This is a genomic window from Acidovorax sp. A1169, from assembly GCF_030704685.1.
Classification (GTDB): domain Bacteria; phylum Pseudomonadota; class Gammaproteobacteria; order Burkholderiales; family Burkholderiaceae_C; genus Acidovorax.
Map to the genome: position 1 here is coordinate 18,453 of NZ_JAUZDX010000019.1, position 26,288 is coordinate 44,740.

Here is a 26,288-nt window from a genome sequence, read left to right on the forward strand (position 1 = left end):
CCTTTATTCAGTGTTGTTTCACTCGGCCGGGCCGATGTTGAGCACGATGCCGCCCACGCCTTCGATCTGGCCTTCGATGTGGTCACCAGCCTGCACGGGGCCCACGCCTTCGGGAGTGCCTGTGAAGATCAGGTCGCCGGGCAGCAGGTGGTAGAACTTGGACAAGTCGGCGATCAGCTCGGGGATGTTCCAGATCAGTTTGGACAGATCGGACTTCTGGCGCACCTTGCCGTTGACCGACATCGACAAGTCGCCCTGGCTCAGGACGACCTGCTGCATCGGCACGATCTCCGAGACGACGGAGGAATGCTCCACGTCCTTGCCCAGGTCCCACGGCCTGCCTTTCTCGCGCGCCACGAGCTGCAGGTCGCGGCGCGTCATGTCCAGGCCGCAGGCATAGCCGTAGATGAGGCGGGGTGCATCGGCTTCGCTCATGCGGAAGCCGGGTGCACCTATGGCGAGTACCAGTTCCATTTCGTGGTGGTAGTCCTTGGTGCCAGGTGGGTAGGCCACGGTAGCGCCGGACTCGACCAAGGTGGACGGTGCCTTGGTGAAGTAGAACGGCACTTCGACCGACTTGTCGACGGGGCGCCCCATCTCCACTGCATGCGCGTGGTAGTTGCGGCCGACGAAAAACAAACGCTGGATGGGCAGGCGCTCGCTTCGACCACGCACAGGGAGCGAATAGACAGGCGGCGGGGTCCAGAGGTAGGTGGTGGCGGTCATCGGGTTTCCTTTTTTCAAATGGTGGGGTTGTCGGGGTTAAGCGTTGGCGGTACGCGCAGATGTCGCAGAAGGGCCAACCGTGCGCCGGCAGCGCTGGGTCACAGTTTGGACATCGGTGTGCCCAAGTCAGCCAGGCGCTCTGCATCGACCGGCTTGCGCTGTTCGATCAGCCGACGCGCGAACCGCAGATCGCGCGCCGCGTTGGGGCCGATGGCGGCCTGCACCACGTCGCCGGCCAGGTAGAACAACACGAAGCTGCCACTGGCCTTGTCACCGCGTTGCACCACGCGGTGCGCAGGCGTCGGTACGCCGTAGATCTGCAGGTTCATGCCGTACTGGTCGGACCAGAACCATGGAAGCGGCTGATAGTCCACGGCGTGGCCCAGGGCTGAACGCGCGGCGGCGATGCCCTGTTCCTGCGCGTTCTGCCACGACTCGAGCCGCAGCCGACGACCCGCCCAGGGATTGGGTGTCACTGCCACGTCGCCAGCGGCAAGGATGTCGGGGTCGGACGTGCGGCACTGGGCATCGACCAGCACGCCGCCCTCGCAGGCCAGGCCGGCCTCGCGCGCCAGTTCATCATTGGGTACCAAGCCGATACCCAAAACGATGGTGTCGCATGAGAGAGCGCTCCCGTCAGCGAGCAACACCTCGGAGCGGCCGTCAGCGGCTCTGGAGAAGCCCTGGACACCAGCGCCTAGCATCACGCGGGTTCCTTGCGCACGATGCAGCTCCAGCAAGTATTCAGAAATCTCGGCCGGTACAGTGCGTTCGCACAAGCGGCTCTGAGTCTCCACAACGACCACATCCGCACCCTGCTGGCGTGCGGTAGCGGCAACCTCCAGGCCGATCCAGCCGCCGCCTACAACCACGACGCTGCGACCAGAGGTGAGCGCCGGCGCCAGTGCCTGCGCATCCTCGATGGTGCGCAGCGTGTTCAGCTGAACTTGATCGGATCCCGGCAAAGCCAGCCGCCGGGCTCGGCCTCCGGTGCAGAGGATGAGCTTGTCATAGGGCAACGCCTCGCCATTGAACAGCATCACCAGCTTGGCTGCGCGGTCAATGCGGAGCACCTGCACGTTGGGCCGCCATTGCGCGCCCAGGGCGTCGAAGGCTTCGGGCTTCATGAGCCGGGTCGTCTCGGGCAGTGCCGCGCCCGACAGCACGGCCTTGGACAGCGGTGGCCTTTCGTGCGGAGGATGCGCCTCTTCACCCACCAGCACCAGCCGGCCTGTGAAGCCTTCGCTGCGCAGGGTCTGCGCGGCCCAGCCGCCAGCCTGGCCTGTGCCGATGACTACGATGGTTTGGCTCGGGCGGTCGTCCGCGCATGCAGCGGCCTCGACCTCTGGTCGCTCAGCAATCATGGAAGTCTCCTTGAGAGGGGTAGCGACGCTCAGTCGAAGGCGAGCCAGACGCGGCCGCCCTCGATCTTCACGGGGTAGCTGCGCAGTGCCTGAGTCACCGGTGCGCAGGTGGGCTGGCCGGAGCGCACATCGAACTTGCCCTGGTGCAGGGGGCACTCGATCTCGTGCCCTTCCAGAAAGCCGTCGCACAACCGAGCATGGCCGTGGGTGCAGATGTTGTCTGTGGCGAAGACCTCTCCGCTCACGCCATACAGCGCGATGTCGCGTCCCGCGACGGCCAGGCCGATCACGTCATCCTGCGGCACGTCGTCCTCTGCTGCCGCATCGATCCAGTTGGTGGTCATGGCAGCTCCTCAGATGGGATAGATCAGCGAGTTGGGGATCATCTCGCTGTCGTAGATGACAAGGCGCGAAGCGAACTTCAGGCCCTCGGGCGTGCGCACTACCTCATCGAGCGTGCGGCCCACGTTGAACACGGTCGACTCCTTCGACAGGCGTGTGCGCAGCACCGCATAGTTCGCCTCGCTATGGATGCGGCCATCGGCATCGACCTTGTGGACGAGCGGCGCAGCCACCACATGGCGCTGGTAGTAGGGGTCGTGGAACAAGGTCTCGCGAATGCCGTAGACGCGGTCCTTCAACATGCCCTTGCTGTCGAAAGCCAACGTGGCCAACGGAAACCCGCGCTCGTGGTTCTCGCGTGGCTGTAATTTGTAGGTGCAGTCTTCAATGAAGAACTCGGGCCAGGCTTCCCAGTCCGCTGCGTCGAGTGCACTGGCGTAACGCGCGTAGAGCTGCGTCAAATCGAAGTAGTTCTGGAATTCCACGATCAAGCCTCCATCACCTTCCGCCAGTATTCGTACATGCCACGGATCAGCGTCTCCGTGACCATGTGGTCCGTGTCGCCGACTTCGCGGCCACCGAGTTCGGCAAGCGTGCGGTGCGCCGGCTTGGTCTCGAAGCCTTCCTGCGACCACTCGATGACTTCCCCATCATCGGCGGATACGAACCCCGCCGGGCCGAACAGGTTGGCCTGGCGCAGGCGGCGCTGCGTCATCTCTTCGCTGTCGTCCTCGAAGCCGAAGTGCGTCCAGACGAAGTCGAACGCGCCCTTGCCATCCGGCTGGATGTGGCGCGTGGACACGCTGTTGACCTGCTGCTGGAAGATGACGCTGGGGAACACGGTCATCATCACTGCCGTCGGTGCTCCCCACCAGTCCTCGTGCACGATGTCGAGGAAGCGCGGGTCGTTCAATTCCATGCTCGCTTTGAAGCTGGAAACCTGGGTCACGTCGGCCGCCTTGCCAGACGCGCCGCGCGTTGAGACCATGGCTGCATGACGGTGCTGCGCATCCATCAGAAGCTGAGACTTGTTGTCAGCGCGCCAAAGCCCGAAGGTGACAAACCACGTGTGCAGCAGGCCCGGGTGGTAGGGGTCTTTGATGTTCTCCTGCATCAGCTTCCAGTTGCCCGGAATGCGCTGGCGGTTGTAGCCCAGGATCTTGAGTTTGCGGCCGTCGAACAGCCGGTCAAAATAGCCCAGGATCTCCGGACCAAGGAAGTCCTCCAGCGGCTCTACACCATGGTCGAACGATGCAAACACGACGCCGCCGCGTGTAGCGACCTTGAGCTTGGTCAGCCCATGATCTGCAGGATTGAAGTCCGCCGGCATTCCGCCGTTGACCTTGCCATCCTGTTTGACCCCGCGCCGAAACGGTACGCCCTGCAAGTCACCCGAGAGCGTGTAGTTCCATTGGTGGTAAGGACAGGTCAGGCTTTCTCGATTGCCGTGACGTTCGCGGCAGAAAGCCATGCCACGGTGCGCACACACGTTTTCAACGACGTGGATCGAAGCATCCTTGTCCCGCACCAGCAACACCGAGCGTTCGCCGATGACAGTGCGTTTGAAATCACCCGTGTTGGGGATCTCGGCTTCCAGGCCGACGTAACACCAGTGGCTGTTGTAGAACAGCCGGTCCAGTTCCTTGCGGTACAGATCTTCGTCAGTGTAGGCCTGGAAAGGGATGCGGCTGGTGCCGTCCGTCTCCCAGCGAATCTGCTTTGGAAAGACGGTGACGGGGCATTCATGCATGGGCGTCTCCTTTATTGTGAAAGTCGGTTGGCGCCGATGCGGATGCATTCAGCGCTTGAGGACCGATCATTCGCCTTAAGGCAATATCAGTCAATGGAACGCTAGTGATGTTTCACATCACTCACATGAATATGACTTCATGGCGTTGAAGCGTGCTGCGCCAGATCGCGATCTGAGGTGGACGAGGCCGCGCAGCAGGGTTGGTGTGTGGGCCACGATCGAGTAAGACCTGGGGTGGTAACAGCAACGCCATCGGCGAGCTACACAGCGGGGGGCCTGGCTCCGTCGATCCAGATCATGGGAAGGCCCTTTCCCAAGCGAATTGGAGCCGCCGGGCTCTACATAAATCACGACAAACCTGGCACACCAACCATCAGTCAACTGGGCTGCACAACCAGGAATGCCTTGAAAGGCTGGTATCGGGAACATGAGCAGCAGCTCCCAAGGCCTTCTGGGGACTTTTGCCCGCGATTTCGTGCATCAACGCCTGGGTTTTCGCCCGCGCATCGACGATGGTTTTCTAGGCCAGGCCGTATCGGCGGCAGCGCTGCATCGACGTCAAGGGATTGGACGACCTGGCCATTGACCACGAGGCCATGGGCCTGGTGAACGATGGCGAAGCGGTCTCCAAGGCGCTGTGGGTAGAAGCCCTGCACAGCGGGGGGCTCCCTGGTGCCTACTGGGCCGTGCTCACCCACCGTCATGCCACGCAGGGGCTGCGCCAGAAGGCCTCTGGTGACGTGCACATGCTCTCGCACCTGGTGGGCGCAGCCCACAGGGCCGACATCCGCCGGCTGGTGGCGCTGGAGTGCGAGAACCAGGAACTGTGCGCCCGGAAGGCCGCCAACGAGCACGCACAGGAACTGGCCGAGATGCAGAGTCGACCTCACGCCGTACCGCCCGGCGTTCGCGCGCAACCAGGGCTGTGTTTTGAGTCCTGGGGCGCTGCGCCGGGGCGTGCTCAGGACTTGCGCGTGGGCATGGCCGCAGCGGGCAGCGGCACGGTGGCCGCACCGGGCCCGTCGGCCCGCGCCTGCGCGGCGCCCGCGTCGCGGCAGGGCGTGAACATGTCCTGCTCGGGCTGGTAGGCGCCGGTCTGCACGTCCATCAGGCCCAGCACCGAGTGGAAGTAGTGGTCGTGCGTGACGCGCCGATCGCGCAGGTCGCGCTGCAGGCAACCCGTGCTGGCGCCGATGCGCGCCTGCATGGCGGGCGACAGCCAGGTGATCCAGGGCACGTGCTTTTGCACATCGGGCGCAATCGAATAGGGCAGGCCATGCAGGTAAATGTTGTTCTCGCCCAGCGACTCACCATGGTCGGCCACGTACACCATGGCCGTCTGGGCCGTGGCGTCCTGCCTGCCCAGCCACTGCAGCACGCCATCGAGAAAGCGGTCCGTCTCCACCACGCTGTTATCATAGGCGTTCACCACCTGCTGGCGGTCGCACTCCTGCAGCGCGGTGGATGCGCATTCGGGCAGAAACTTCTTGGCATCGGGCGCCGAGCGCTTGAAGTACGCCGGCCCATGGCTGCCCAGCTGGTGCATCACCACCACCGTGCCGCGCTGGCGCTGCTCGGCCGGCAGGGCGGCGAGGCGCGCGTCCAGGTCCTTCAGCATGATGCGGTCCAGGCACTCGCCCTTGTGGGCGCACAGCTCGGGGTCTTTCAGGTTGGCGGTCTTGGTGTCGCCCAGGCGGTCGCACACGCCCTTGCAGCCCGACTGGTTGTCGAGCCACAGCACGGCCAGGCCGGCATGGTGCAGCACGTCGATTAGGCTCTCGAAGTTGGCGGATCGCCCCTCGTACCCGCTCTTGCCCAGGTGCGAGAACATGCACGGCACCGATGCCGCCGTGCTGGTGCCGCACGACCACGCATTGCCTGCACTCACCAGCTCCTTGCTGCGCGCCGACAGCAGCGGCGTGGTGTCGCGTGCATAGCCGTTGATGCCGAAGTTGCCGCTGCGCCCGGTCTCGCCCAGCACCAGCACCAGCAGCGGCGGCTTGGCCTGGCCCGCATAGCTGGCGCCCAGGTGGGCATCGCGGCCCACGGGCACCAGCGTGTGGTTGTCCATGCGCAGCGGTTTTGTTGCCACGTTGCCCAGCGCGTACACGCTGTTGAGCGGGTTGATCAGATAGCGCAGCTTGGTGTGGTTGCGCATGGTGGACGAAAAGTCCTGAAACACCATCAGCAGGCTGCCCACGATGACCACGATGGAGCCCGCCAGCAGCAAGCCGTTGTGCGCCACCTGCTTGATCGGCGACAGCCGCCGCACCGGCGTGCGCACCAGCCACAGCAGCGGCGGTGCAGCCAGCGCAGCCACGGTGAGCAGCATGCGCAGGCCCAGCAGGTCGCCGGCCTCGTGCACATCGGTCTGCAGCACGTTGGTGAGCATGCTCGCGTCGATGGCAATGCCAAAGGCCAGCATGAAATAGGCGCCAAAGGCCGCCATCACCAGCAGCAGGGCGGCGGCGGGTTTGAGCGTCCAGCGCCAGGCCAGCAGGGCCAGCAGCCCGGCATTGCCCGCCGTGACGATGGCCCCAAAGGCCAGCGCAAAGCCCCAGCTGCGCAGGCTGCCGTGGCCCGGCAGCGTGGCCACCTCGCGCCACAGCGGCACGTTGCACACAGTGGCCAGCCACAGGCTGATCAGCAGCACCACCCAGGCCGGGTGCAGTTCCTTCCGCGGCGGGGCCGTGGGATGGGGGCTGGTGGCATGCGGGGTGGAAGAAGAGGGCGGAAGGGGCCGCAGCAGCGGCAGGGTCTGGTGCATGGCGGGAGTCTCCCGCCCCAGCCTTAAGTGGCCATTAATGCCAACTTAGCGTTTGCTTAGCGCCGGCCTGGCTTCTAGATACCCAGCTTCCCCGCATGGTGCGCCAGGTGGTCCGCCATGAAGCTCTGGATGAAGTAGTACCCGTGGTCATACCCCTCGTGCCGGCGCAGCGTCAGCGGCTGGCCTAAGGCCTGGCACGCCGCTTCGAACAGGTGCGGGTGCAACTGCGTGGGCAAGAACTTGTCGGCCAACCCCTGGTCGATCAAGATGCCGCCGGGGTAGGGCGCCACCGGCTGGTTCTGCATCAGCACTGTGGCATCGTGCTCGCCCCAGGCCGAGCGGTCCGCACCCAGGTAGCCGGTGAAGGCCTTCTCGCCCCAGGGGCACTGCGTGGGCGCGCAGATCGGCGCAAAGGCCGACACGCTCTTGAACCGCCCTGGGTGGCGCAGCGCCAGCGTCAGCGCGCCATGCCCGCCCATCGAGTGGCCAAAGATGCCCAGGCGCTCACCATCCACAGGCAACTGCGCCAGCACCTGCGGCAGCAGCTCCTTCACCAGATAGCTTTCCATGCGCCAGTGCCGCGCCCAGGGCTCGGCCGTGGCGTCCAGGTAAAAGCCCGCACCCACGCCAAAGTCCCAGCTGTCCGCCTCGCCCGGCGCATTGGCGCCGCGCGGGCTGGTGTCGGGCGCAATCAGCGCCAGCCCCAGCTCGGCCGCCAGGCGCTGGGCCCCGGCCTTGACCATGAAAGTCTCTTCGGTGCAGGTCAGCCCTGCCATGTACAGCAGGGCCGGCACGGGCCCCTGCTGCGCCTGCGGCGGCAGAAAGACCGAGAACTTCATTGGCAGCCCGATCTCGGTGGAGGCGTGCTGGTAGAAGCGCTGCACGCCGCCAAAGCAGGCGTGCTCGCTGAGCAGTTCGAAGGGTGTGGACATATTCAGCAACGCCTTATGCGGCGTACTTCACGACCGAGCGGATCGACTTGCCTTCGTGCATCAGGTCAAACGCTTCGTTGATGTCCTTCAGCCCCATGGTGTGCGTCACAAATGGCTCCAGCTGGATCTTGCCGGCCATGGCGTCTTCCACCATGCCGGGCAGCTCGCTGCGGCCCTTCACGCCGCCAAAGGCCGTGCCCATCCACTTGCGGCCCGTGACCAGCTGGAAGGGGCGGGTCGAAATCTCCTGCCCCGCTCCGGCCACGCCGATGATGACCGACTGGCCCCAGCCGCGGTGCGCGCATTCCAGCGCGGCACGCATCACGTTCACATTGCCGATGCACTCGAAGCTGTGGTCCACGCCCCAGGTCGTCATCTCCACGATCACCTGCTGGATCGGCTTGTCATGGTCCTTGGGGTTCACGCAGTCGGTGGCGCCAAAGGTGCGGGCCAGGTCGAACTTGCTGGGGTTGGTGTCCACGGCGATGATGCGCCCTGCCTTAGCCAGCTTGGCACCCTGGATCACCGCCAGGCCAATGCCGCCCAGGCCGAACACGGCCACCGTATCACCCTCCTGCACCTTGGCCGTGTTCTTCACCGCGCCCAGGCCGGTGGTCACGCCGCAGCCCAGCAGGCACACCTGCTCGGGGTTGGCCTTGGGGTTGATCTTGGCCAGCGACACCTCGGCCACCACCGTGTACTCGCTGAAGGTCGAGCAGCCCATGTAGTGGTAAATCGGCTGGCCGTTGTAGCTGAAGCGCGTCGTACCATCGGGCATCACGCCCTTGCCCTGCGTGGCGCGCACCGCCACGCACAGGTTGGTCTTGCCGCTCTTGCAGAACAGGCACTCGCCGCACTCTGCGGTGTACAGCGGAATCACATGGTCGCCCGGCTTCACGCTGGTCACGCCTTCGCCCACCTCCACCACAATGCCCGCGCCCTCATGGCCCAGCACCACGGGAAACAGGCCCTCGGGGTCTTCACCGCTCAGAGTGAACGCATCCGTGTGGCACACGCCCGTGTCGGTGATGCGGATCAGCACCTCGCCTTTTTTCGGCGGCGCCACGTCGATCTCGACGATCTGCAGGGGTTCTCCGGCCTTGAAGGCCACGGCGGCTTTGGATTTGATGGTCATGGTGTGGGGGTGATGGGTTGGTAAAAGGGAGGCGAGCGGGGCTCTGTGGCCCGCATCGCGTGCGTTGACTTCATGACTGTAGGCCATGTGCAGGGCTTCCCCAAACGCATGGCCGCAGACCTTGGGGGTATGGCCGAATTCAACGGTACACAGCTTTGGCGGACATCGACCCCCGTATAGTCCATCGCTCTTTCCCTGCATTTGCGCGCCCCATGGACCACCCACAACACCACCACCCCGCCGGCCAGCCCCACCGCGTCGACCTCGTCGTCTACCCCGGCTTCAAGGCGCTGGAGGCCGTGGGCCCCATGTCCGTGTTCGACTACGCCAACGTGCACCTGCGCCAGCACGGCCGGCCCGACGGCTACGCCGTGCGCGTGGTCGCAGCCCAGGCGGGGGCCGTGCAGTCCGACACCCTGATGGCCCTAACCGCCACCCACACCCTGGCCGAGCTGGAGCAGCAGCAGGGGCATGGTGGCGGCACAGGCTGCACCGTGGTGCTGGTCGGCTCGCGCAACATCGAGCAGGTGCTGGCCGCCTCGCCCGACCTGGTCGCCTGGGCCGCCCGCGTGGCCCCGCGCGTGGACCGCATGATCGCTCTGTGCTCCGGCAGCTTTTTCCTGGCCGCCGCCGGCCTGCTCGACGGCCGCCGCGCCGCCACCCACTGGAGCGTGGCCGCCCTGCTGCGCCAGCGCTACCCCGCCATCGACGTGGACCCCGATGCCATCTACGTGCGCGATGGCCCGCTGTGGACATCGGCCGGCGTCACCGCCGGCATCGACCTCGCCCTGGCCCTGGTGGAAGAAGATTTTGGCCACGCCCTGGCGCTGGAAGTGGCGCGCGACCTGGTCATGTACCTCAAGCGCCCCGGCGGCCAATCCCAGTTCAGCGTGCAACTGGCCAGCCAGGGCACCGCCCACCGCGACATCCAAGCCGTGCAGACCTGGGTGCTGGAGAACTTGGCCGAACCCATGCCCCTGGCTGCACTGGCCGCCCGCGCAGCCATGAGTGAGCGGCACTTTCGCCGGGTGTTCGTGCAGGAGACGGGGCAGACGCCTTCGGCGTTTGTCGATGCGGCACGGCTGGAAGGGGCGCGGCGGTTGCTGGAGTCATCGCAGCAGGCTGCAGCGCTGCCGCTCAAGACCGTCGCCGCGCGCGTGGGCATGGGGTCGGAGCAGGCACTGCGGCAGCTGTTTGTGCGGTACCTGGGGATTACGCCGCAGGCTTATCGGGAGAGGTTTGGGGGCCGGGGAGGCGGTAAACCCTCGAGGACGAGTCAGCAAGCAACAGTCTGTATCGCCAGTACTTCAACAGACGGGCAGCTTTAGGTCATTGGTCACGATGCGTACCGTTGCACCAATCGGAGCATCCTTCATACCGAGGGTAGTTGGTTCTGACTGGCACGCGCCGCCCATGTGTTGATTTCCATGCAAACCTAACCCGCCGGGGATGCGGACGAAAACTTGGATTACCAGAAGGTGTTCATGTATTCCTACAAAGGCAGTATCCGAGCCGTTGACAACGCGGCCTGCGAAGGTTTCTTCCGTCGGCTGAAAACAGAACTGTTCTATCCTCGCGACTGGAAGAGCACTACCGTTGAGTAAATTATTGAGGTGGTTGATTCCTACATCCGCTGGTGCAATGCGAAGCGGATCAAGCACTCTCTCGGCTCAGTCAGCCCCATCGAGTACCGGCGAGCCTTGGACTTGCGACATAAAACCAGTCAAATTTCTATGCGTATCCACGTCTTGGATATCGTGACATGATTGTTTGCTTTGGAGCTCCCGAATGAACAACCACCGATCTGGTGATCTTGCCCCGCCATTGGCGATTTTGGGCGACAGGGTGCTTTTGGTCGCGATTGGAATCAGCGCGGTTGCCGCCCTCGCGCTGGGTATGCAATTTGTTGACTCGAGATTGGCGCTGTCCGCCAGCCTGGTTTTGCTGATCGTTGCGGGTGTGGTGTACATGGCTGCGCGCGGAACATCCGTCAGCCGCTATGTGTTGACGTTCGTGCTGGTGTCCTTTGTGGCGCTGCATATCCAGTTAGCCCGCGGGATGATCGAGCTGCACTTCGGCGTCTTCGTCGTATTGGCTTTTCTGATGGTGTACCTTGACTGGAAGGTCATTGTGTTTGGCGCAGGACTGTTTGCCGCGCACCACCTGGGTTTCGACCGCTTGCAAGCAGCGGGGTTTGGCTTGTACTGCACCACGGAGCCCGATTTCATGCGCACCATGCTTCACGCGGTGTATGTGGTGGTTCAGTCTGCAGTTGAAATCGTTTTGGCTGTGCAGATGGGCCGATCTGCCAAAGAGGGCGAGGAGCTTGCTTTGCTAGTCTCCAGTGTGAATCGAAGTGATGGAATAGCTCTGGACGTTTCGGCCGTTACGGCGGTGAGTTCCGGCGGCAGCGCGCTTAAAGTTACTTTGGGTCGCATGGAGGTCGCAGTTGGATCGGTAAGGTCCGGTGCGTCTGAAATCGAAATTGCGTCGGCAGAAATAGCCAGTGGCAATCAGGATTTGAGCAATCGCACCGAGCAGACAGCGAGCAATCTGCAGCGGACTGCCAGCAGCATGGCGGCCCTTACGGGTGCCGTGCAACAGTCCGCTGAAAGTGCCCGGCAGGCCAGCAAGCTCGCGCAGAGCGCGAGTTCCGTGGCGGTGCGGGGTGGTGAGGTGGTCGGTCGCGTGGTGGACACCATGAAGGAGATCAACAACTCGTCGCGAAAGATTTCCGACATCATCAGTGTCATTGACGGTATCGCGTTCCAGACCAATATCCTCGCTTTGAATGCTGCCGTGGAAGCGGCCCGGGCCGGTGAACAGGGCAGAGGCTTTGCCGTGGTGGCGAGCGAAGTGCGGTCCCTTGCCGGGCGCAGTGCCTTGGCAGCCAAAGAAATCAAGAGCCTGATAAACGCCAGCGTCGAACGTGTGGAGCAGGGTACTGTGCTGGTGGACGAAGCCGGAACGACCATGGCCGAAGTAGTGGGCTCGATTCACAAGGTCAGCGACCTGGTGGCCGAGATCAGTGAAGCGAGCAACGAGCAAGCTGCAGGCGTTGCGCAGGTGAGTGAAGCAGTCACACAGATGGATCAGGCAACCCAGCAAAATGCTGCGTTGGTGGAAGAAATGGCGGCAGCTGCTTCCAGCTTGAAGAGCCAGGCGGAGGAACTTGTTCAAACCGTAGCAGTGTTCACACTCGTTGAGACGCACCAGCTCAATCGCGTGGCCCCGCGTTCGCATGTGCCACAGGCCAAATTGACTGGCGCAATCGCGCTCCCACCGGGGAAACAGGGGACAGCGCGTTAGTGCCTATTAAAAGCCGTGCTCACCATGTCGACTACGACCGCCTGGCGGCGCATCTGCGATGCTCGGGAAGAGTCTGGGGGTGCAGCAAGGCACTACCGCTATCTCCTTGAGAAGACAGTTAGCTCGGCAAGTGAAGGCAAAGCGAGGGTCGATGACGGATCGTTGCGCGAACTCATTGGCCGGATTGACTGTTACATGGTGCTGGCAGACGCGAGCGATGTGTTCCACAACGAAGTTGATGTCGGTGGCGTCGAAATCGATGACTCTGTCATCCCGGACGTGTTCTATTCCGCCACATGACAAGAGCGGGAGGTGGAGTACGCGCAGGAGCTGGCAAAAATCATGCTGGGAGAAGGCATCAACGACCACGATGCTGTTGAGGGGGCAGCGGTTGAGTTGTTGGACGATGAAAAGCTTCAGCAAGTTTTCAAGCAAGACCTAGGCTTCGAATTGAGAACGCTTCTGCAGGCTCTATCTGTCTTGTCTCAGCCGGTGCGTTATGGCCTGGAAGACTAGGCCAGCGTGCAGCCGCGATCACGAGCTTGATCCAATCGGCGAAGCTCAACTGCCACGATCCCTGCGCCTGTCTTAAGGACGTGCTCACGCGACTGCTTACTCACAAGGCGTGCAATATCTACCAACTGCTGCGCTATCTGGCGGCCGCCCGCCACCACTGCACAACCGTCGCACGATCTGCTGCGCGCGCAATGTGTGTTCGCTGTTCCCTTGCGTCTTTTCGCCACCTGGGGATTCCGTCGCAGGCGGACCGGGAGAGGTTTGGGGGCAGTTAGCTGCTTTGGGCAACGTCGCGGCACTTGCGCATCTGGCATTGCTCCCACAAAGCGCTGGAGCCAATCCGCGAAATGGTGGATCTGGATTCTCTGACCGTGGCCACCTATCCCGATGTTACGCTGCATCTTGTTGGAGGTCTGTCTCAGCTGTGCTGCTTGCGAATAACGCATATGCCTTCGGTTGAGGATCTGGCCCCTCTCTCTGACTTGGCGCAACTGCGCACTCTGCTGCATCACACCTCACCCTAGTGGGACGCCGCGGGCAAGAGAACTGTATGTTCATTTCTACGCAAACCTAGTCCGCCAGTGGGTCACTTCTGCGTGGAAATCAGCAGCAGTTGGTATAGCCGTAGTTAGGGCATCGTATAAATTGCGCAGCCGGCTTCGTATCTGCCACTGCTGAATGGCCTAGGCTGCTGTCGGTGAGAAGCGGCGCAACTCGCCACAAAAAAGCCCGCCGAAGCGGGCTTTCCTATCTGCGCCAAGAAGGCCGAAGCCTTCCAGGCGCAAGCGCCAAACGCTCAGCGCTTGTCCAGCGCCGGCACATCACGGCGCACAGAGCCCGTGAACAGCTGGCGTGGGCGGCCGATCTTGTACTCGGGGTCGCCGATCATTTCGTTCAACTGGGCGATCCAGCCGACGGTGCGGGCCAGGCTGAAGATGCCGGTGAACAGGTTCACCGGGATGCCGATGGCGCGCTGCACGATGCCGGAGTAGAAGTCCACGTTCGGGTAGAGCTTGCGCTGCACGAAGTAGTCGTCTTCCAGGGCGATCTTTTCCAGTTCCTTGGCCAGCTTGAACAGCGGGTCGTTTTCCAGGCCCAGTTCGGCCAGCACTTCGTTGCAGGTTTCCTGCATGAGCTTGGCGCGGGGGTCGTAGTTCTTGTACACGCGGTGGCCAAAGCCCATGAGCTTGACGCCGGAGTTCTTGTCCTTGACCTGCTTGATGAACTCGCCGATCTTTTCCACGCCGCCCTGGGCCTGGATGTCGTACAGCATGTTCAGGGCTGCTTCGTTGGCGCCGCCGTGGGCAGGGCCCCAGAGGCACGCCACGCCGGCGGCGATGGCTGCAAACGGGTTGGTGCCCGACGAGCCGCACAGGCGCACGGTGGAGGTCGATGCGTTCTGCTCGTGGTCTGCGTGCAGGATGAAGATGCGGTCCAGCGCGCGTTCCAGCACGGGGTTGACCTTGTACTCTTCGCAGGGCGTGCCGAACATCATGCGCAGGAAGTTGCCTGCGTAGCTCAGGTTGTTCTGCGGGTACATGTAGGGTTGGCCCACACCGTACTTGTACGCCATGGCCACCAGGGTGGGCATCTTGGCGATCAGGCGGATGGCAGCGATCTCGCGGTGCTGCGGGTTGTTGATGTCCGTGCTGTCATGGTAGAAGGCCGACAGGGCGCCCACCAGGCCGGTCAGCACCGCCATCGGGTGCGCGTCACGGCGGAAGCCACGCAGGAAGAACTGCATCTGCTCGTTGACCATGGTGTGGTTGGTCACGCGGCTGGTGAAGTCGGTCTTCTGCGCTTCGTTGGGCAGGTCACCATACAGCAGCAGGTGGCAGGTTTCCAGGAAGTCGCAGTTCTGGGCCAACTGCTCAATGGGGTAGCCGCGGTACAGCAGTTCGCCCTTGTCGCCATCGATGTACGTGATGGCCGACTGGGTTGCTGCCGTCGACAGGAAGCCCGGGTCATAGGTGAACATGCCCGTTTGCGCGTACAGCTTGCGGATGTCGATGACATCCGGGCCAATGCTGCCCTGGTAGACCGGCAGGTCCACGCTGGGGCTGCCGTTACTGAACGACAGGGTGGCTTTGTTGTCAGCTAGCTTCATTGTTACTTTCCTTGGGTAGGTGGTTTGCCGGAATTCCGGTGGTAGGGGGCCCTGTCTCCAGGTCAGGCCCGGGGCCGCGCTGCGCCACCACTGAGCCGCAGCATGCCGAGTACTTCACGCACTTCTTCTGTATCGAGGGGACCTTCTAGCTCGCGGCGGGCGAGCACCAGGTCCAAAAGGTCGTTGTCCGCCAGGTCCATCAGCGTGGTCATGCCCTGGGCCTGGCGCCAGTTGATGCTCGCCCCGTACAGCGCAAAGAAGTTCTCTATGTAGAGATCGTTCTCCAGCAGACCGCGGCGCGAGCGCCAGTGCAGCTTGGCGCGCTCGCGTTCGTCCAGCAGGTCAGTGGGCTCCGGCAGGACGGGGGTCGAGGTGTCTTCGGACATGGTGTCGAGGGTGCTCTGTGCAGGGTCAGACAGTGCGGCGCACCATCAGTTCCTTGATCTTGCCGATGGCCATCGTGGGGTTCAGGCCCTTGGGGCACACGTCCACGCAGTTCATGATGGTGTGGCAGCGGAACAGGCGGTACGGGTCTTCCAGGTTATCGAGGCGCGCACCCGTGGCTTCGTCGCGGCTGTCAGCGATGAAGCGGTAGGCCTGCAGCAGGCCGGCGGGGCCCACGAACTTGTCGGGGTTCCACCAGAAGCTGGGGCAGCTCGTGGAACAGCTCGCGCACAGAATGCACTCGTACAGGCCATTGAGCTCTTCGCGCTCTTCAGGGCTCTGCAGGCGTTCCTTCTCGGGGGCCAGGTCTTCCGTGATCAGGTAGGGCTTGATCGAGTTGTACTGCTTGAAGAACTGAGTCATGTCCACGATCAGGTCGCGGATGACCGGCAGGCCAGGCAGGGGCTTCAGAACGATGGCGCCCTTGAGGGTGTTCATGTTCGTCAGGCAGGCCAGGCCGTTCTTGCCGTTGATGTTCATCGCGTCCGAGCCGCACACGCCTTCGCGGCACGAACGGCGGAACGACAGCGAGGGGTCCTGCTCCTTGAGCTTGACCAAGGCGTCCAGCAGCATGCGTTCGTGGCCGTCGAGTTCGATCTCGATGGACTGCATGTAGGGCTTGGCGTCCTTGTCCGGGTCGTAGCGGTAGATTTGAAAGGTGCGCTTCATGTTGTTCTTTCGTGAGGCTGCTGGATCTTCAGAACGTACGGACCTTGGGAGGCACGCTGTCCACCGTCAGGGGCTTGAGGTTCACAGGCTTGTAGGTCAGGCTGTTGTTCGCGCTGTGCCACAGGGTGTGCTTCATCCACTCCTTGTCGTTGCGGCCCAGCGGGAACTCGGCGTGGTCGGCAGGGTGCTCGTAGTCGTACACCGTGTGCGCGCCACGGCATTCGTGGCGGGCCGCGGCCGAGGTCATCGTGGCCTGGGCCACTTCGATCAGGTTGTCGACTTCCAGCGCTTCCATGCGGGCCGTGTTCCAGACCTTGGACTTGTCCTTCAGGGTCACGCCGCTCACGCGTTCGCGGATGGCGTTGATCTTGACCGTGCCTTCGTCCATGCTGGCCTGCGTGCGGAACACGCCGGCGTGCTGCTGCATGCTGGCGCGGATGTCGTTGGCCACGTCCTGCGCGTAGATGCCTTCGGTGGAGTCCTGCAGCTGGTTCAGGCGCGCCAGGGTGCGCTCTGCGCCGTCAGCGGGAACGGCCAGGTTGTCGCCAAAGCCCTTCACGTAGCCGACGAGGTGCTTGCCGGCCGACTTGCCGAAGACCAAGAGGTCGAGCAGCGAGTTGGTGCCCAGGCGGTTGGCACCGTGCACCGAGACGCACGAGCATTCGCCCACGGCGTAGAGGCCGTTGACCACGTGATTCTGCTGGCCGTCGTGTACGACCACCTGGCCGTTGATGTTGGTGGGGATGCCACCCATCTGGTAGTGGATGGTGGGCACCACAGGGATCGGTTCCTTGGTGATGTCCACGTTGGCGAAGTTGTGGCCGATCTCTTCCACCGATGGCAGGCGCTTGCGGATGGTGTCCGCGCCCAGGTGGTCGAGCTTCATCAGGATGTAGTCCTTGTTCGGACCACAGCCACGGCCTTCCTTGATTTCCTGGTCCATCGAGCGCGACACGAAGTCACGCGGTGCCAGGTCTTTCAGGGTGGGCGCATAGCGCTCCATGAAGCGTTCGCCATTGCTGTTGAGCAGAATAGCGCCTTCGCCGCGGCAGCCCTCGGTCAGCAGCACGCCCGCGCCGGCCACGCCGGTGGGGTGGAACTGCCAGAACTCCATGTCCTGCAGCGGGATGCCGGCACGTGCCGCCATGCCCATGCCGTCGCCGGTGTTGATGAAGGCGTTGGTCGATGCCGCGAAGATGCGGCCCGCGCCGCCAGTGGCCAGCAGCACGGCCTTGGCGTGCAGCTCGTACAGGTCGCCGGTTTCCAGCTCGAGCGCAGTCACGCCGACCACGTCGCCCTGGGTGTTGCGGATCAGGTCCAGCGCCATCCACTCCACGAAGAAGTTGGTCTTGGACTTCACGTTCTGCTGGTACAGCGTGTGCAGCATGGCGTGGCCAGTGCGGTCGGCTGCGGCGCAGGCGCGCTGCACGGGCTTTTCGCCGTAGTTGGCGGTGTGGCCGCCGAAGGGGCGCTGGTAGATCGTGCCGTCGGGGTTGCGGTCGAACGGCATGCCGAAGTGTTCGAGCTCGATCACCACGTTGGGTGCTTCGCGGCACATGAACTCGATGGCGTCCTGGTCGCCCAGCCAGTCAGAGCCCTTGATGGTGTCGTAGAAGTGGTAGTGCCAGTTGTCTTCGCTCATGTTGCCCAGCGAGGCGGACACGCCGCCCTGCGCTGCAACCGTGTGCGAGCGGGTGGGGAACACCTTGGACAGGCAGGCCACGTTCAGGCCGGCGCGGGACAGTTCCAGCGAGGCGCGCATGCCGGAGCCGCCGGCACCGACGATGACGACGTCGAACTTGCGCTTGGTGATGTTAGCTTTGGAGTAGCTCATTTGTTGTTTGCCTTCAGTCGCGGGGGATCGGTATCAGAGACGCCACAGAACCTGGATGCCCCAGCCGGCGCAGCCGACGAGCCAGACGATGGTGAAAACCTGCAGTGCCAGGCGCAGAACCACGGGCTTGACGTAGTCCATCAGGACTTCGCGCACCCCGACCCAGACGTGCCAGGCCAACGCAATGATCACGGTGAAGGTGAGCACCTTCATCCACTGGGCCGAGAAGATGCCCGCCCACTTGTCGTAGCCCATGGGGCCCTTGTTGAAGATCACCTGGGCCAGCAGGGCCACGGTGAACAGCGCCATCAGGATGGCGGTGACGCGCTGGCTCAGCCAGTCGCGCAGGCCGTAATGGGCGCCGACGACGACGCGCTTGGAACCGTAATTGACGGACATGGGTACTTTCCTCTTGTGCGGCGGTGTTTGCTGCGGAATGGCAGCGGTCACCGCTTTTTTTATGATTTGGTTATCGATCGATCAGTACAGGCCGAACAGCTTGGCGCCCAGCACCACGGCCAGCGTGATGCTGACCACGAAGACCACGATGGACGAGGTCTTGCCGAACTGCTTGTTCACGGCGCTGTGGCTCACGTCCATCCACAGGTGGCGCAGGCCGGCGGTGAAGTGGTGCAGGTACGACCAGATCAGCGCCAGGGCCACCAGCTTGATGAACCAGCCAGGCACGAAGCCGATGCCGATGTTGAATGCCGCGGTGAACTTGGCGAACGAGATTTCGGACGACACCGAGGTGTCGAACATCCAGATGATGAAAGGCAGCAAGAGGAACATGATCAGCCCGCTGCCGCGGTGCAGGATCGAAACCCACGCTGCAGGGGTCATGCGGTAGGTGGTGAGGTCCTTGAAGGCATTGATGTTGCGGAATTCAGGCCGTTTTTTGGCGAGTTCAGTCATGTTTTGTGCTTTCGTGGATGTAACTGCTTTGTAATTTGAAGATGCAAAGAACGCAAAATTCTATTGCAACGCAACAAGGTGCGTTTGCTTCGTGCCTAATGATCGACGGATCCGCTCAGTTGCCAGGGTGGTGTCAGCTCAATTCATTACGGTAATGGTGGGTATCCGTGAGATAGAGGCCGCGCCGTAACTCCATGGGAACGTCGTTGTACGTGTACGCAATGCGCTCCACGCTGAGCAACGGCGTGCCCGGTGCCACCATCAGCACCGCAGCCTGTTCGGCATCAGGCAGCACAGCGCGTATTTTCTCCTCGGCGCGCACCATGCGTACGCCGAAGTCGATTTCGAACATGGCGTAAGTAGGGCCTTCGTAGCTGGCCAGTTGTTCGGCCGTCAGCCCTTTGAAAGCCTGGCCCGGCAGCCAGATGTCTTCAAGGATGGTGGGCACGCCCGCAAACGACAGCACGCGCCGCGCCTGGATCACCGGGTCGGCGCTGCGCAGCGCCAGCGCGCGTGCCACGTCGGCACTGGCGCGCACGCGCTTGCAGTCGATCACCTGGCGCTGGGCGCGGCCCTCCACCCGGGCGTCGCCGGTGTCGGGCATGAGCTTCAAAAAGCGGTACTGCACATGCTGCTCGGCATGCGTGGCCACGAAGGTGCCCTTGCCCTGGCGGCGCATCACCAGGTTTTCGGCGGCCAGCTCGTCGATGGCCTTGCGCACCGTGCCCTGGCTCACGCGAAAGCGCGCGGCCAGGTCCATTTCGCTGGGGATGGCTTCGCCGGGCTTCCACTCGCCCTGCTGCAGACTCTGCAGGATGAGCCCCTTGATCTGCTGGTACAGCGGGCTGAACGCCGGCGTGGCAGCGCCCGCGCCAGTCGTTGGCTGCGCAGGGGTGTCGGCATTGAGCGGTAGCGAGGACATGGCAGTCGAAGAATGGGGCCGTGCGTGGAGCTTTGGCCGGGCGGGCACGTACCTCACCCAGCCTGGCGTTTCAGGGCTCCGATCATATCTTATATAAGACATAAGACAAATTGACCGGGGTATTGAATCGGCAGTACACTCCAAGGCTGTTTTGCGGGGCACGGGCTGCTGGTAACAGGCGCTGGTGCTTGCGTTGCACACACCCCTGTTTTCCTCACTTCCCTGGAGTTTTCACCATGAGCAAGAAGCCCGTTCGCGTAGCCGTCACCGGTGCCGCTGGTCAAATCGGTTACGCACTGCTGTTCCGTATCGCCTCCGGCGAAATGCTGGGCAAGGACCAGCCGGTCATTCTGCAACTGCTCGAAGTCCCTGTCGAAGGCCCCCAGAAGGCGCTCAAGGGCGTGATGATGGAGCTGGACGATTGCGCATTCCCCCTGCTGGTCGGCATGGAAGCCCACAGCGACCCGATGACCGCCTTCAAGGACGCCGACTACGCGCTGCTGGTCGGTTCGCGCCCACGTGGCCCGGGCATGGAACGCGCCGAGCTGCTGGCCGTCAACGGCGCCATCTTCACGGCACAGGGCAAGGCCCTGAACGCTGTGGCCTCGCGCAACGTGAAGGTGCTGGTCGTCGGCAACCCTGCCAACACCAACGCCTACATCGCCATGAAGTCGGCACCTGACCTGCCACGCAAGAACTTCACCGCCATGCTGCGCCTGGACCACAACCGCGCTGCCAGCCAGATCGCTGCCAAGACCGGCAAGGCCGTGGCCGACATCGAAAAGCTGACCGTCTGGGGCAACCACTCGCCCACGATGTACGCCGACTACCGTTTCGCCACCATCAACGGCGAAAGCGTCGCCAAGATGATCAACGACCAGGAATGGAACGCCAACACCTTCCTGCCCACCGTGGGCAAGCGCGGTGCGGCCATCATCGAAGCCCGTGGCCTGTCGTCGGCCGCCTCGGCTGCCAACGCCGCCATCGACCACATGCGCGACTGGGCCCTGGGCACCAACGGCAAGTGGGTCACCATGGGCATCCCATCGGACGGCCAGTACGGCATCCCCAAGGACACCATGTTCGGCTTCCCCGTCACCTGCGAAAACGGCGAGTACAAGCTGGTTGAAGGCCTGGAGATCGACGCCTTCTCGCAAGAGCGCATCGACAAGACCCTGGCCGAGCTGCAAGGCGAGCAAGACGGCGTCAAGCACCTGCTGTAAGCACCCATAGGCAGGCTGTCGTACATGCTCGACTGGAACCCCGCGCTCTACCGCCGCTTCGAGGACGAGCGCACGCGCCCGGCCCAGGAGCTGCTTGCGCGGGTGCCCCTGGCCGACCTCTCCAGTGCCGCCCATGTGGTGGACCTGGGCTGCGGGCCAGGCAACTCCACCGAGCTGCTGGTGCAGCGCTTTCCAAAGGCGCAGGTCACCGGCATCGACACCTCCCAGGCCATGCTGGCCAGTGCGCGCGAGCGCCTGCCCGGCACGGCCTTTGAACAAGGCGACATCGCCACCTGGGTGCCCGCCGTGGCACCCGACCTGATTTACGCCAACGCTGCCCTGCAATGGGTGGCGGGGCACGAAACCCTGGTTCCCCGGTTGTTCAGCCTGCTCGCCCCTGGCGGCGTGCTGGCCATCCAGATGCCCGACAACCGGCAGGAGCCGTCGCACCGGCTGATGCGTGACATCGCCGGGCAATCGCCCTGGCGCGAGCCCATCGGCGACGCCGATGCCGTGCGCACCGAGCTGGCCACCATCGGCGGCTACTACGACATGCTGGCCAAAGAGGCTGCCCTGGTGGACGTGTGGCACACCGTCTACCAGCACGTCATGCCCACGGCCGGCGCCATCGTCGACTGGCTGCGCAGCACCGGGCTGCGCCCCTTCCTCGATCCTTTGAGCGACGACCTGCGCGCCAGCTTTCTGGCCGAGTACGAGCGCCGCATCAGCGACGCCTACCCCCTGCGCAGCGATGGCAACCGCCTGCTGGCCTTTCCGCGCATGTTCATCGTTGCGCAGCGCCCCGCACCATGAGCACTGTTGCTTCTCCCGCCCACCCCGCCAGCGTGCTGCTGGGCGCCCAGGCCGGCGCCAGCCGCCTGCCCGTGTGCGACCACTACAGCGGTGTGGAGGCGCGTATGCGCAAAAGCCTGCAGCTGCAGGCCGAGATGAGCACCGAGTTTGGCCACTGCGTGTTCGACGTCACGCTCGACTGTGAAGACGGCGCCCCCGTGGGCCAGGAGCGTGAGCACGCCGCCCTGGTCGCATCGCTGGCGCTTAACGCCGCCGACGGCGCGCGCGTGGCCGCCCGCGTGCACACCGTGGACCACGCCGCCTTTGCCAACGACATCGCCACCATCGCCGGTGAGGCCGGCCACCGCCTGTCGCACATCATGGTGCCCAAGGTCGAGTCGGTGGACGACGTGCTGCACGCCGAAAAGGCGCTGCTCGCCGCATCGGCCGGCCACCTGCCGCTGCACGTGCTGATCGAATCGCCCGCCGCTGTGCACCGCGTCTTCGAGATCGCTGCGCACCCGCGCGTGCAGAGCATCAGCTTCGGGCTCATGGACTTTGTCTCCGCGCATGGCGGGGCCATCCCTTCGTCGGCCATGGGCTCGCGCGGCCAGTTCGAACACCCGCTGGTGGTGCGCGCCAAGCTCGAGATCGCCGCCGCCTGCCATGCCCACGGCAAGGTGCCTTCGCACTGCGTGGTCACGGAATTCAATGACACCGCTGCCATGCAGGCCGCCGCTACCCGCGCTTCGCAGGAGCTGGGCTATACCCGCATGTGGAGCATCCACCCCGGCCAGATCCGCCCCATCCTGCAGGCGTTTGCGCCCCGGCAGGACGAGATCGACTTGTCCGCCCGCATCATTGCCGCTGCCGCGCAGGCCGACTGGGCGCCCATCAGCCACGATGGCACCCTGCACGACCGCGCCAGCTACCGCTACTACTGGCAGGTGCTTGAACGCGCCCACCAGACCGGGCGCGCACTGCCGCCCGGAGTGGCCCACTGGTTTGCTGCTTCCCCCGCTCCCCACCACGACGCCTGAACCTTTTTTCCAGGACTTCCCCATGAAATCACTGATCCTCACCTCCGCCCTGATGCTGGTGGCCCCTGGCCTTGCCCTGGCGCAGGCCGCAGCCGAGCCCGCCAAGAAGAGCGCGCCCGCCGCCAAGAAGGAAGCCACACCCAAGAAAGAGGCCGCGGCCAAGCCGGCCGCAAAGCCCGCAGCCAAGTCGGCCGAAGCCAAGGACAAAGCCCCCGCCAAGAAGACCGCCAAGGCCGAGCCCACCAGCAGCCGCCAGCAGCTGAACACTGCGGCCAACCAGGTCGCCTCCGGCCTCATCGCCGCCGATGCCGCGCTGAGCCCTGAGGAGCAGGCCATTGCCCAGAAGGTGCACACCGGCCGCATCGCCTGCGAGCTGGGCGCTTTCGTCAACGTGACGGCCGACGCCGCCACGCCCGGCCGCTTCACCATCGAGGGCAAGGGCTTCAAGTACCACATGACCCCCGTGGTCACCAGCACCGGCGCCGTGCGCCTGGAAGACGCCAAGGGCGGCGCCGTGTGGCTGCAGATCGCCAACAAGTCCATGCTGATGAACCAGAAGCTCGGCCAGCGCCTGGCCGACGAGTGCATGAGCGCCGAGCAGACCCTGGTGGCCGAGGCCGCCAAGAAGGCCCCGCCCCAGAGCGTGTTCGACCCTGCGCCTGCTGCAACTGCCACTGCCACCACCAAATAACCAGAACCCGACGAGACACGGCACCACCGCGCCGCATGGCCCTTGCAGCCCCGGCGCCACCACCCCACTTTAGAACGCAACCGGAGAAAAATGATGTTGAAAGCCTACCGTGACCATGTGGCCGAGCGCGCCGCGCTGGGCATCCCACCGCTGCCCCTGACGGCCAAGCAGACCGGCGAGCTGATCGAACTGCTCAAGAACCCACCCCAAGGCGAAGAAGCCATGCTGGTGGACCTGATCACGCACCGCGTGCCTGCCGGTGTGGACGACGCCGCCAAGGTCAAGGCCAGCTACCTGGCCGCCGTGGCCCACGGTACCGAGGTGTGCACGCTGATCGGCCGCGAGCGCGCCACGCAGCTCTTGGGCACCATGCTGGGCGGCTACAACCTCACTCCCCTGATCGACCTGCTGGACGACGCGGCCGTGGCCTCTGTCGCCGCTGAAGCGTTGAAGAAGACGCTGTTGATGTTCGACCAGTTCCATGACGTCAAGGAAAAGGCCGACAAGGGCAACACCTTCGCCAAGTCCGTGCTGCAAAGCTGGGCCGACGCCGAGTGGTTCACCAGCCGCCCTGAAGTGCCGCAGAGCATCAAGCTCACCGTGCTCAAGGTCACCGGCGAAACCAACACCGACGACCTGTCGCCCGCGCCCGACGCCTGGAGCCGCCCCGACATCCCGCTGCATGCCCTGGCCATGCTCAAGAACAAGCGCGACGGCATCACGCCCGAAGAAGACGGCAAGCGCGGCCCCATCAAGTTCCTGGAAGACCTGCGCGCCAAGGGCAACCTGGTGGCCTACGTGGGCGACGTGGTCGGCACGGGTTCGAGCCGCAAGTCGGCCACCAACAGCGTGCTGTGGTTCACGGGTGAAGACATCCCGTTCGTGCCCAACAAGCGCTTCGGCGGCGTGTGCCTGGGCAGCAAGATCGCTCCCATCTTCTACAACACCATGGAAGACGCGGGCGCACTGCCCATCGAGCTCGATGTGAGCCAGATGAACATGGGCGACGAGATCGAGCTGCTGCCCTACGCCGGCAAGGCGCTCAAGGACGGCCAGGTCGTCGCCGAGTTCACCGTCAAGAGCGACGTGCTGTTCGACGAAGTGCGCGCCGGTGGCCGCATTCCGCTGATCATCGGCCGCGGCCTCACCGCCAAGGCCCGCGAGGCCCTGGGCCTGGCGCCTTCCACCCTGTTCCGCCTGCCGCAAGTGCCTGCCGCTACCGGCAAGGGCTTCACGCTGGCGCAAAAGATGGTCGGCCGCGCCTGCGGCCTGCCCGAAGGCCTGGGCGTGGTGCCCGGCACGTACTGCGAACCGCGCATGACCTCGGTCGGCTCGCAGGACACCACCGGCCCCATGACCCGCGACGAATTGAAAGACCTGGCCTGCCTGGGCTTCAGCTCCGACCTGGTGATGCAGTCCTTCTGCCACACGGCTGCCTACCCCAAGCCCGTGGATGTGAAGATGCACCACGAGCTGCCCGACTTCATCAGCACGCGCGGCGGCATCTCGCTCAAGCCCGGCGACGGCATCATCCACAGCTGGCTCAACCGCATGCTGCTGCCCGACACCGTGGGCACCGGCGGCGACTCGCACACGCGCTTCCCCATCGGCATCAGCTTCCCTGCCGGCTCCGGCCTGGTGGCGTTCGCTGCCGCCACGGGCGTGATGCCCCTGGACATGCCTGAATCGGTGCTGGTGCGCTTCAAGGGCAAGATGCAGCCCGGCGTCACGCTGCGCGACCTGGTGCACGCGATTCCGCTGTACGCCATCAAGGAAGGCCACCTCACCGTGGCCAAGCAGGGCAAGAAGAACATCTTCTCGGGCCGCATCCTGGAAATCGAAGGCCTGCCGGACATGAAGGTCGAGCAGGCGTTCGAGCTGTCCGACGCATCAGCCGAGCGCTCTGCCGCCGGCTGCACCGTGCGCCTGAACAAGGAGCCCGTGATCGAGTACATCAACTCGAACATCGTGCTGCTCAAGAACATGATCGCCCAGGGCTACGCCGACGCACGCACCATCGGCCGCCGCATCAAGGCCATGGAAGCCTGGCTGGCCAACCCCCAGCTGCTGGCCCCCGATGAGAACGCCGACTACGCCGCCATCATCGAGATCGACCTGGCCGAGATCACCGAACCCATCGTCTGCTGCCCCAACGACCCCGATGACGCCAAGACGCTGTCGGACGTGGCTGGCGCCGCGATCGACGAAGTGTTCATCGGTTCGTGCATGACCAACATCGGCCACTTCCGCGCAGCCTCCAAGCTGCTCGAAGGCAAGCGCGACATCCCCGTCAAGCTGTGGATGGCACCGCCCACCAAGATGGACGCGCACCAGCTCACCGAAGAAGGCCACTACGGCGTGTTCGGCGCGGCAGGCGCGCGCATGGAAATGCCCGGCTGCTCGCTGTGCATGGGCAATCAGGCCCAGGTGAAGGAGGGCGCTACCGTGATGTCCACCAGCACCCGCAACTTCCCCAACCGCCTGGGCAAGAACACCAACGTCTACCTGGGCTCGGCCGAACTCTCGGCCATCTGCTCCAAGCTGGGCCGCATTCCTTCCAAGGAAGAGTACCTGGCCGACATGGGTGTGCTCAACCAGAACGGCGACAAGATCTACAAGTACCTGAACTTCGACCAGATCGCCGAGTTCAAGGACGTGGCAGACGGCGTTACGGCTTGATAGGCCCCCCGGGGATCGTTGACCGATCCCCTCACGAAAAAGCGGCTCCCCGGAGCCGCTTTTTTCATGGCTGTGCGTGTTGTGAGCGTGTTGTGTGTGTCACGCATTCGCAACGGTGGAGCCATGTGTTT

24 protein-coding genes and 2 pseudogenes are annotated in these 26,288 nt (G+C 64.0%); 11 read left to right on the plus strand and 15 right to left on the minus strand.

Annotation, left to right across the window (positions count from 1 at the left end):
• Window positions 1–18 precede the first annotated feature (18 nt).
• The 8 genes from QYL93_RS24650 to QYL93_RS24690 form a co-directional block, all read right to left on the minus strand.
• Complete coding sequence (locus QYL93_RS24650; protein ID WP_305746135.1) at window positions 19–726, minus strand: fumarylacetoacetate hydrolase family protein; 708 nt, start codon at window positions 724–726, stop codon at window positions 19–21.
• 98 nt (window positions 727–824) lie between these two features.
• Window positions 825–2,090 (minus strand): NAD(P)/FAD-dependent oxidoreductase, encoded by a 1,266-nt coding sequence (locus QYL93_RS24655; RefSeq protein ID WP_305746136.1) that lies wholly within the window; start codon window positions 2,088–2,090, stop codon window positions 825–827.
• Between the two features lie 29 nt (window positions 2,091–2,119).
• Window positions 2,120–2,434, minus strand: a complete 315-nt coding sequence (locus QYL93_RS24660; RefSeq protein WP_305746137.1) for a non-heme iron oxygenase ferredoxin subunit — start codon at window positions 2,432–2,434, stop codon at window positions 2,120–2,122.
• Between the two features lie 9 nt (window positions 2,435–2,443).
• The gene (locus QYL93_RS24665; protein WP_305746138.1) at window positions 2,444–2,917 is read right to left on the minus strand and encodes an aromatic-ring-hydroxylating dioxygenase subunit beta; all 474 of its coding nucleotides are present in this window, start codon (window positions 2,915–2,917) and stop codon (window positions 2,444–2,446) included.
• A 2-nt stretch (window positions 2,918–2,919) separates the two neighbouring features.
• Window positions 2,920–4,182, minus strand: coding sequence for an aromatic ring-hydroxylating dioxygenase subunit alpha (locus QYL93_RS24670; RefSeq protein ID WP_305746139.1), 1,263 nt, complete (start codon window positions 4,180–4,182; stop codon window positions 2,920–2,922).
• Window positions 4,183–5,143: 961 nt separating this feature from the next.
• Entirely contained in the window at window positions 5,144–6,949 is a 1,806-nt protein-coding gene (locus tag QYL93_RS24680; protein ID WP_305746140.1) for a phosphoethanolamine transferase, read from the minus strand.
• A gap of 74 nt (window positions 6,950–7,023) precedes the next feature.
• The gene (fghA, locus tag QYL93_RS24685) at window positions 7,024–7,881 is read right to left on the minus strand and encodes an S-formylglutathione hydrolase (RefSeq protein ID WP_305746141.1); all 858 of its coding nucleotides are present in this window, start codon (window positions 7,879–7,881) and stop codon (window positions 7,024–7,026) included.
• A 13-nt stretch (window positions 7,882–7,894) separates the two neighbouring features.
• Window positions 7,895–9,010 carry an S-(hydroxymethyl)glutathione dehydrogenase/class III alcohol dehydrogenase gene (locus QYL93_RS24690; RefSeq protein WP_305746227.1) on the minus strand — a complete coding sequence of 372 codons (1,116 nt, stop codon included), beginning with the start codon at window positions 9,008–9,010 and terminating at the stop codon, window positions 7,895–7,897.
• 218 nt (window positions 9,011–9,228) lie between these two features.
• On the opposite strand from QYL93_RS24690, the gene QYL93_RS24695 reads away from it, so the two are divergent.
• The 6 genes and pseudogenes from QYL93_RS24695 to QYL93_RS24720 all read left to right on the plus strand — a co-directional run.
• Entirely contained in the window at window positions 9,229–10,344 is a 1,116-nt protein-coding gene (locus QYL93_RS24695; RefSeq protein ID WP_305746142.1) for a GlxA family transcriptional regulator, read from the plus strand.
• A 189-nt stretch (window positions 10,345–10,533) separates the two neighbouring features.
• Window positions 10,534–10,782: pseudogene (locus QYL93_RS24700) on the plus strand (IS3 family transposase); the annotation flags it as partial.
• Window positions 10,783–10,804: 22 nt separating this feature from the next.
• Entirely contained in the window at window positions 10,805–12,325 is a 1,521-nt protein-coding gene (locus QYL93_RS24705) for a methyl-accepting chemotaxis protein (RefSeq protein ID WP_305746143.1), read from the plus strand.
• A gap of 24 nt (window positions 12,326–12,349) precedes the next feature.
• Complete coding sequence (locus tag QYL93_RS24710) at window positions 12,350–12,625, plus strand: hypothetical protein (RefSeq protein ID WP_305746144.1); 276 nt, start codon at window positions 12,350–12,352, stop codon at window positions 12,623–12,625.
• A 12-nt stretch (window positions 12,626–12,637) separates the two neighbouring features.
• A complete protein-coding gene (locus tag QYL93_RS24715) occupies window positions 12,638–12,841 on the plus strand; it encodes a hypothetical protein (protein WP_305746145.1) in 204 nt (67 codons plus the stop codon).
• A pseudogene (locus QYL93_RS24720) lies at window positions 12,814–12,972 on the plus strand (transposase domain-containing protein); the annotation flags it as partial. The gene QYL93_RS24715 and the pseudogene QYL93_RS24720, both read left to right, overlap by 28 nt.
• 665 nt (window positions 12,973–13,637) lie before the next feature.
• On the opposite strand, the gene QYL93_RS24725 reads toward QYL93_RS24720, so the two are convergent.
• The 7 genes from QYL93_RS24725 to QYL93_RS24755 form a co-directional block, all read right to left on the minus strand.
• Window positions 13,638–14,948, minus strand: coding sequence for a citrate synthase (locus tag QYL93_RS24725; protein ID WP_057199740.1), 1,311 nt, complete (start codon window positions 14,946–14,948; stop codon window positions 13,638–13,640).
• A gap of 62 nt (window positions 14,949–15,010) precedes the next feature.
• A complete protein-coding gene (locus QYL93_RS24730) occupies window positions 15,011–15,334 on the minus strand; it encodes a succinate dehydrogenase assembly factor 2 (protein ID WP_305746146.1) in 324 nt (107 codons plus the stop codon).
• 25 nt (window positions 15,335–15,359) lie between these two features.
• A complete protein-coding gene (locus QYL93_RS24735; RefSeq protein WP_305746147.1) occupies window positions 15,360–16,061 on the minus strand; it encodes a succinate dehydrogenase iron-sulfur subunit in 702 nt (233 codons plus the stop codon).
• A gap of 28 nt (window positions 16,062–16,089) precedes the next feature.
• Entirely contained in the window at window positions 16,090–17,895 is a 1,806-nt protein-coding gene (sdhA, locus tag QYL93_RS24740) for a succinate dehydrogenase flavoprotein subunit (RefSeq protein ID WP_305746148.1), read from the minus strand.
• Between the two features lie 33 nt (window positions 17,896–17,928).
• A complete protein-coding gene (gene sdhD, locus QYL93_RS24745) occupies window positions 17,929–18,294 on the minus strand; it encodes a succinate dehydrogenase, hydrophobic membrane anchor protein (protein ID WP_305746149.1) in 366 nt (121 codons plus the stop codon).
• Between the two features lie 81 nt (window positions 18,295–18,375).
• Window positions 18,376–18,810, minus strand: coding sequence for a succinate dehydrogenase, cytochrome b556 subunit (gene sdhC / locus QYL93_RS24750; protein WP_305746150.1), 435 nt, complete (start codon window positions 18,808–18,810; stop codon window positions 18,376–18,378).
• Between the two features lie 133 nt (window positions 18,811–18,943).
• A complete protein-coding gene (locus QYL93_RS24755; RefSeq protein WP_305746151.1) occupies window positions 18,944–19,732 on the minus strand; it encodes a GntR family transcriptional regulator in 789 nt (262 codons plus the stop codon).
• A gap of 236 nt (window positions 19,733–19,968) precedes the next feature.
• On the opposite strand from QYL93_RS24755, the gene QYL93_RS24760 reads away from it, so the two are divergent.
• The 5 genes from QYL93_RS24760 to acnB all read left to right on the plus strand — a co-directional run bounded on the left by QYL93_RS24760 (window position 19,969) and on the right by acnB (window position 26,157).
• Window positions 19,969–20,955, plus strand: a complete 987-nt coding sequence (locus QYL93_RS24760; protein ID WP_007848463.1) for a malate dehydrogenase — start codon at window positions 19,969–19,971, stop codon at window positions 20,953–20,955.
• A 24-nt stretch (window positions 20,956–20,979) separates the two neighbouring features.
• Window positions 20,980–21,768, plus strand: a complete 789-nt coding sequence (gene tam / locus QYL93_RS24765) for a trans-aconitate 2-methyltransferase (RefSeq protein WP_305746152.1) — start codon at window positions 20,980–20,982, stop codon at window positions 21,766–21,768.
• Entirely contained in the window at window positions 21,765–22,787 is a 1,023-nt protein-coding gene (locus QYL93_RS24770; protein WP_305746153.1) for a CoA ester lyase, read from the plus strand. The genes tam and QYL93_RS24770 overlap by 4 nt, the downstream gene beginning before the upstream one ends.
• Window positions 22,788–22,809: 22 nt before the next feature.
• A complete protein-coding gene (locus tag QYL93_RS24775; RefSeq protein WP_305746154.1) occupies window positions 22,810–23,478 on the plus strand; it encodes a hypothetical protein in 669 nt (222 codons plus the stop codon).
• Between the two features lie 93 nt (window positions 23,479–23,571).
• Window positions 23,572–26,157 (plus strand): bifunctional aconitate hydratase 2/2-methylisocitrate dehydratase, encoded by a 2,586-nt coding sequence (acnB, locus tag QYL93_RS24780; RefSeq protein WP_305746155.1) that lies wholly within the window; start codon window positions 23,572–23,574, stop codon window positions 26,155–26,157.
• Window positions 26,158–26,288 lie beyond the last annotated feature (131 nt).

Excerpts from the sequence above, each read along its gene's own strand:
- QYL93_RS24650 (WP_305746135.1), bottom strand. The coding sequence starts at position 726 with ATGACCGCCACCACCTACCTCTGGACCCCGCCGCCTGTCTATTCGCTC.
- QYL93_RS24655 (WP_305746136.1), bottom strand. The coding sequence starts at position 2,090 with ATGATTGCTGAGCGACCAGAGGTCGAGGCCGCTGCATGCGCGGACGAC.
- QYL93_RS24660 (WP_305746137.1), bottom strand. The coding sequence starts at position 2,434 with ATGACCACCAACTGGATCGATGCGGCAGCAGAGGACGACGTGCCGCAG.
- QYL93_RS24670 (WP_305746139.1), bottom strand. The coding sequence starts at position 4,182 with ATGCATGAATGCCCCGTCACCGTCTTTCCAAAGCAGATTCGCTGGGAG.
- QYL93_RS24680 (WP_305746140.1), bottom strand. The coding sequence starts at position 6,949 with ATGCACCAGACCCTGCCGCTGCTGCGGCCCCTTCCGCCCTCTTCTTCC.
- fghA (WP_305746141.1), bottom strand. The coding sequence starts at position 7,881 with ATGTCCACACCCTTCGAACTGCTCAGCGAGCACGCCTGCTTTGGCGGC.
- QYL93_RS24695 (WP_305746142.1), top strand. The coding sequence starts at position 9,229 with ATGGACCACCCACAACACCACCACCCCGCCGGCCAGCCCCACCGCGTC.
- QYL93_RS24705 (WP_305746143.1), top strand. The coding sequence starts at position 10,805 with ATGAACAACCACCGATCTGGTGATCTTGCCCCGCCATTGGCGATTTTG.
- QYL93_RS24710 (WP_305746144.1), top strand. The coding sequence starts at position 12,350 with ATGTCGACTACGACCGCCTGGCGGCGCATCTGCGATGCTCGGGAAGAG.
- QYL93_RS24725 (WP_057199740.1), bottom strand. The coding sequence starts at position 14,948 with ATGAAGCTAGCTGACAACAAAGCCACCCTGTCGTTCAGTAACGGCAGC.
- QYL93_RS24730 (WP_305746146.1), bottom strand. The coding sequence starts at position 15,334 with ATGTCCGAAGACACCTCGACCCCCGTCCTGCCGGAGCCCACTGACCTG.
- QYL93_RS24735 (WP_305746147.1), bottom strand. The coding sequence starts at position 16,061 with ATGAAGCGCACCTTTCAAATCTACCGCTACGACCCGGACAAGGACGCC.
- sdhA (WP_305746148.1), bottom strand. The coding sequence starts at position 17,895 with ATGAGCTACTCCAAAGCTAACATCACCAAGCGCAAGTTCGACGTCGTC.
- sdhD (WP_305746149.1), bottom strand. The coding sequence starts at position 18,294 with ATGTCCGTCAATTACGGTTCCAAGCGCGTCGTCGTCGGCGCCCATTAC.
- sdhC (WP_305746150.1), bottom strand. The coding sequence starts at position 18,810 with ATGACTGAACTCGCCAAAAAACGGCCTGAATTCCGCAACATCAATGCC.
- QYL93_RS24755 (WP_305746151.1), bottom strand. The coding sequence starts at position 19,732 with ATGTCCTCGCTACCGCTCAATGCCGACACCCCTGCGCAGCCAACGACT.
- QYL93_RS24760 (WP_007848463.1), top strand. The coding sequence starts at position 19,969 with ATGAGCAAGAAGCCCGTTCGCGTAGCCGTCACCGGTGCCGCTGGTCAA.
- tam (WP_305746152.1), top strand. The coding sequence starts at position 20,980 with ATGCTCGACTGGAACCCCGCGCTCTACCGCCGCTTCGAGGACGAGCGC.
- QYL93_RS24770 (WP_305746153.1), top strand. The coding sequence starts at position 21,765 with ATGAGCACTGTTGCTTCTCCCGCCCACCCCGCCAGCGTGCTGCTGGGC.
- QYL93_RS24775 (WP_305746154.1), top strand. The coding sequence starts at position 22,810 with ATGAAATCACTGATCCTCACCTCCGCCCTGATGCTGGTGGCCCCTGGC.
- acnB (WP_305746155.1), top strand. The coding sequence starts at position 23,572 with ATGTTGAAAGCCTACCGTGACCATGTGGCCGAGCGCGCCGCGCTGGGC.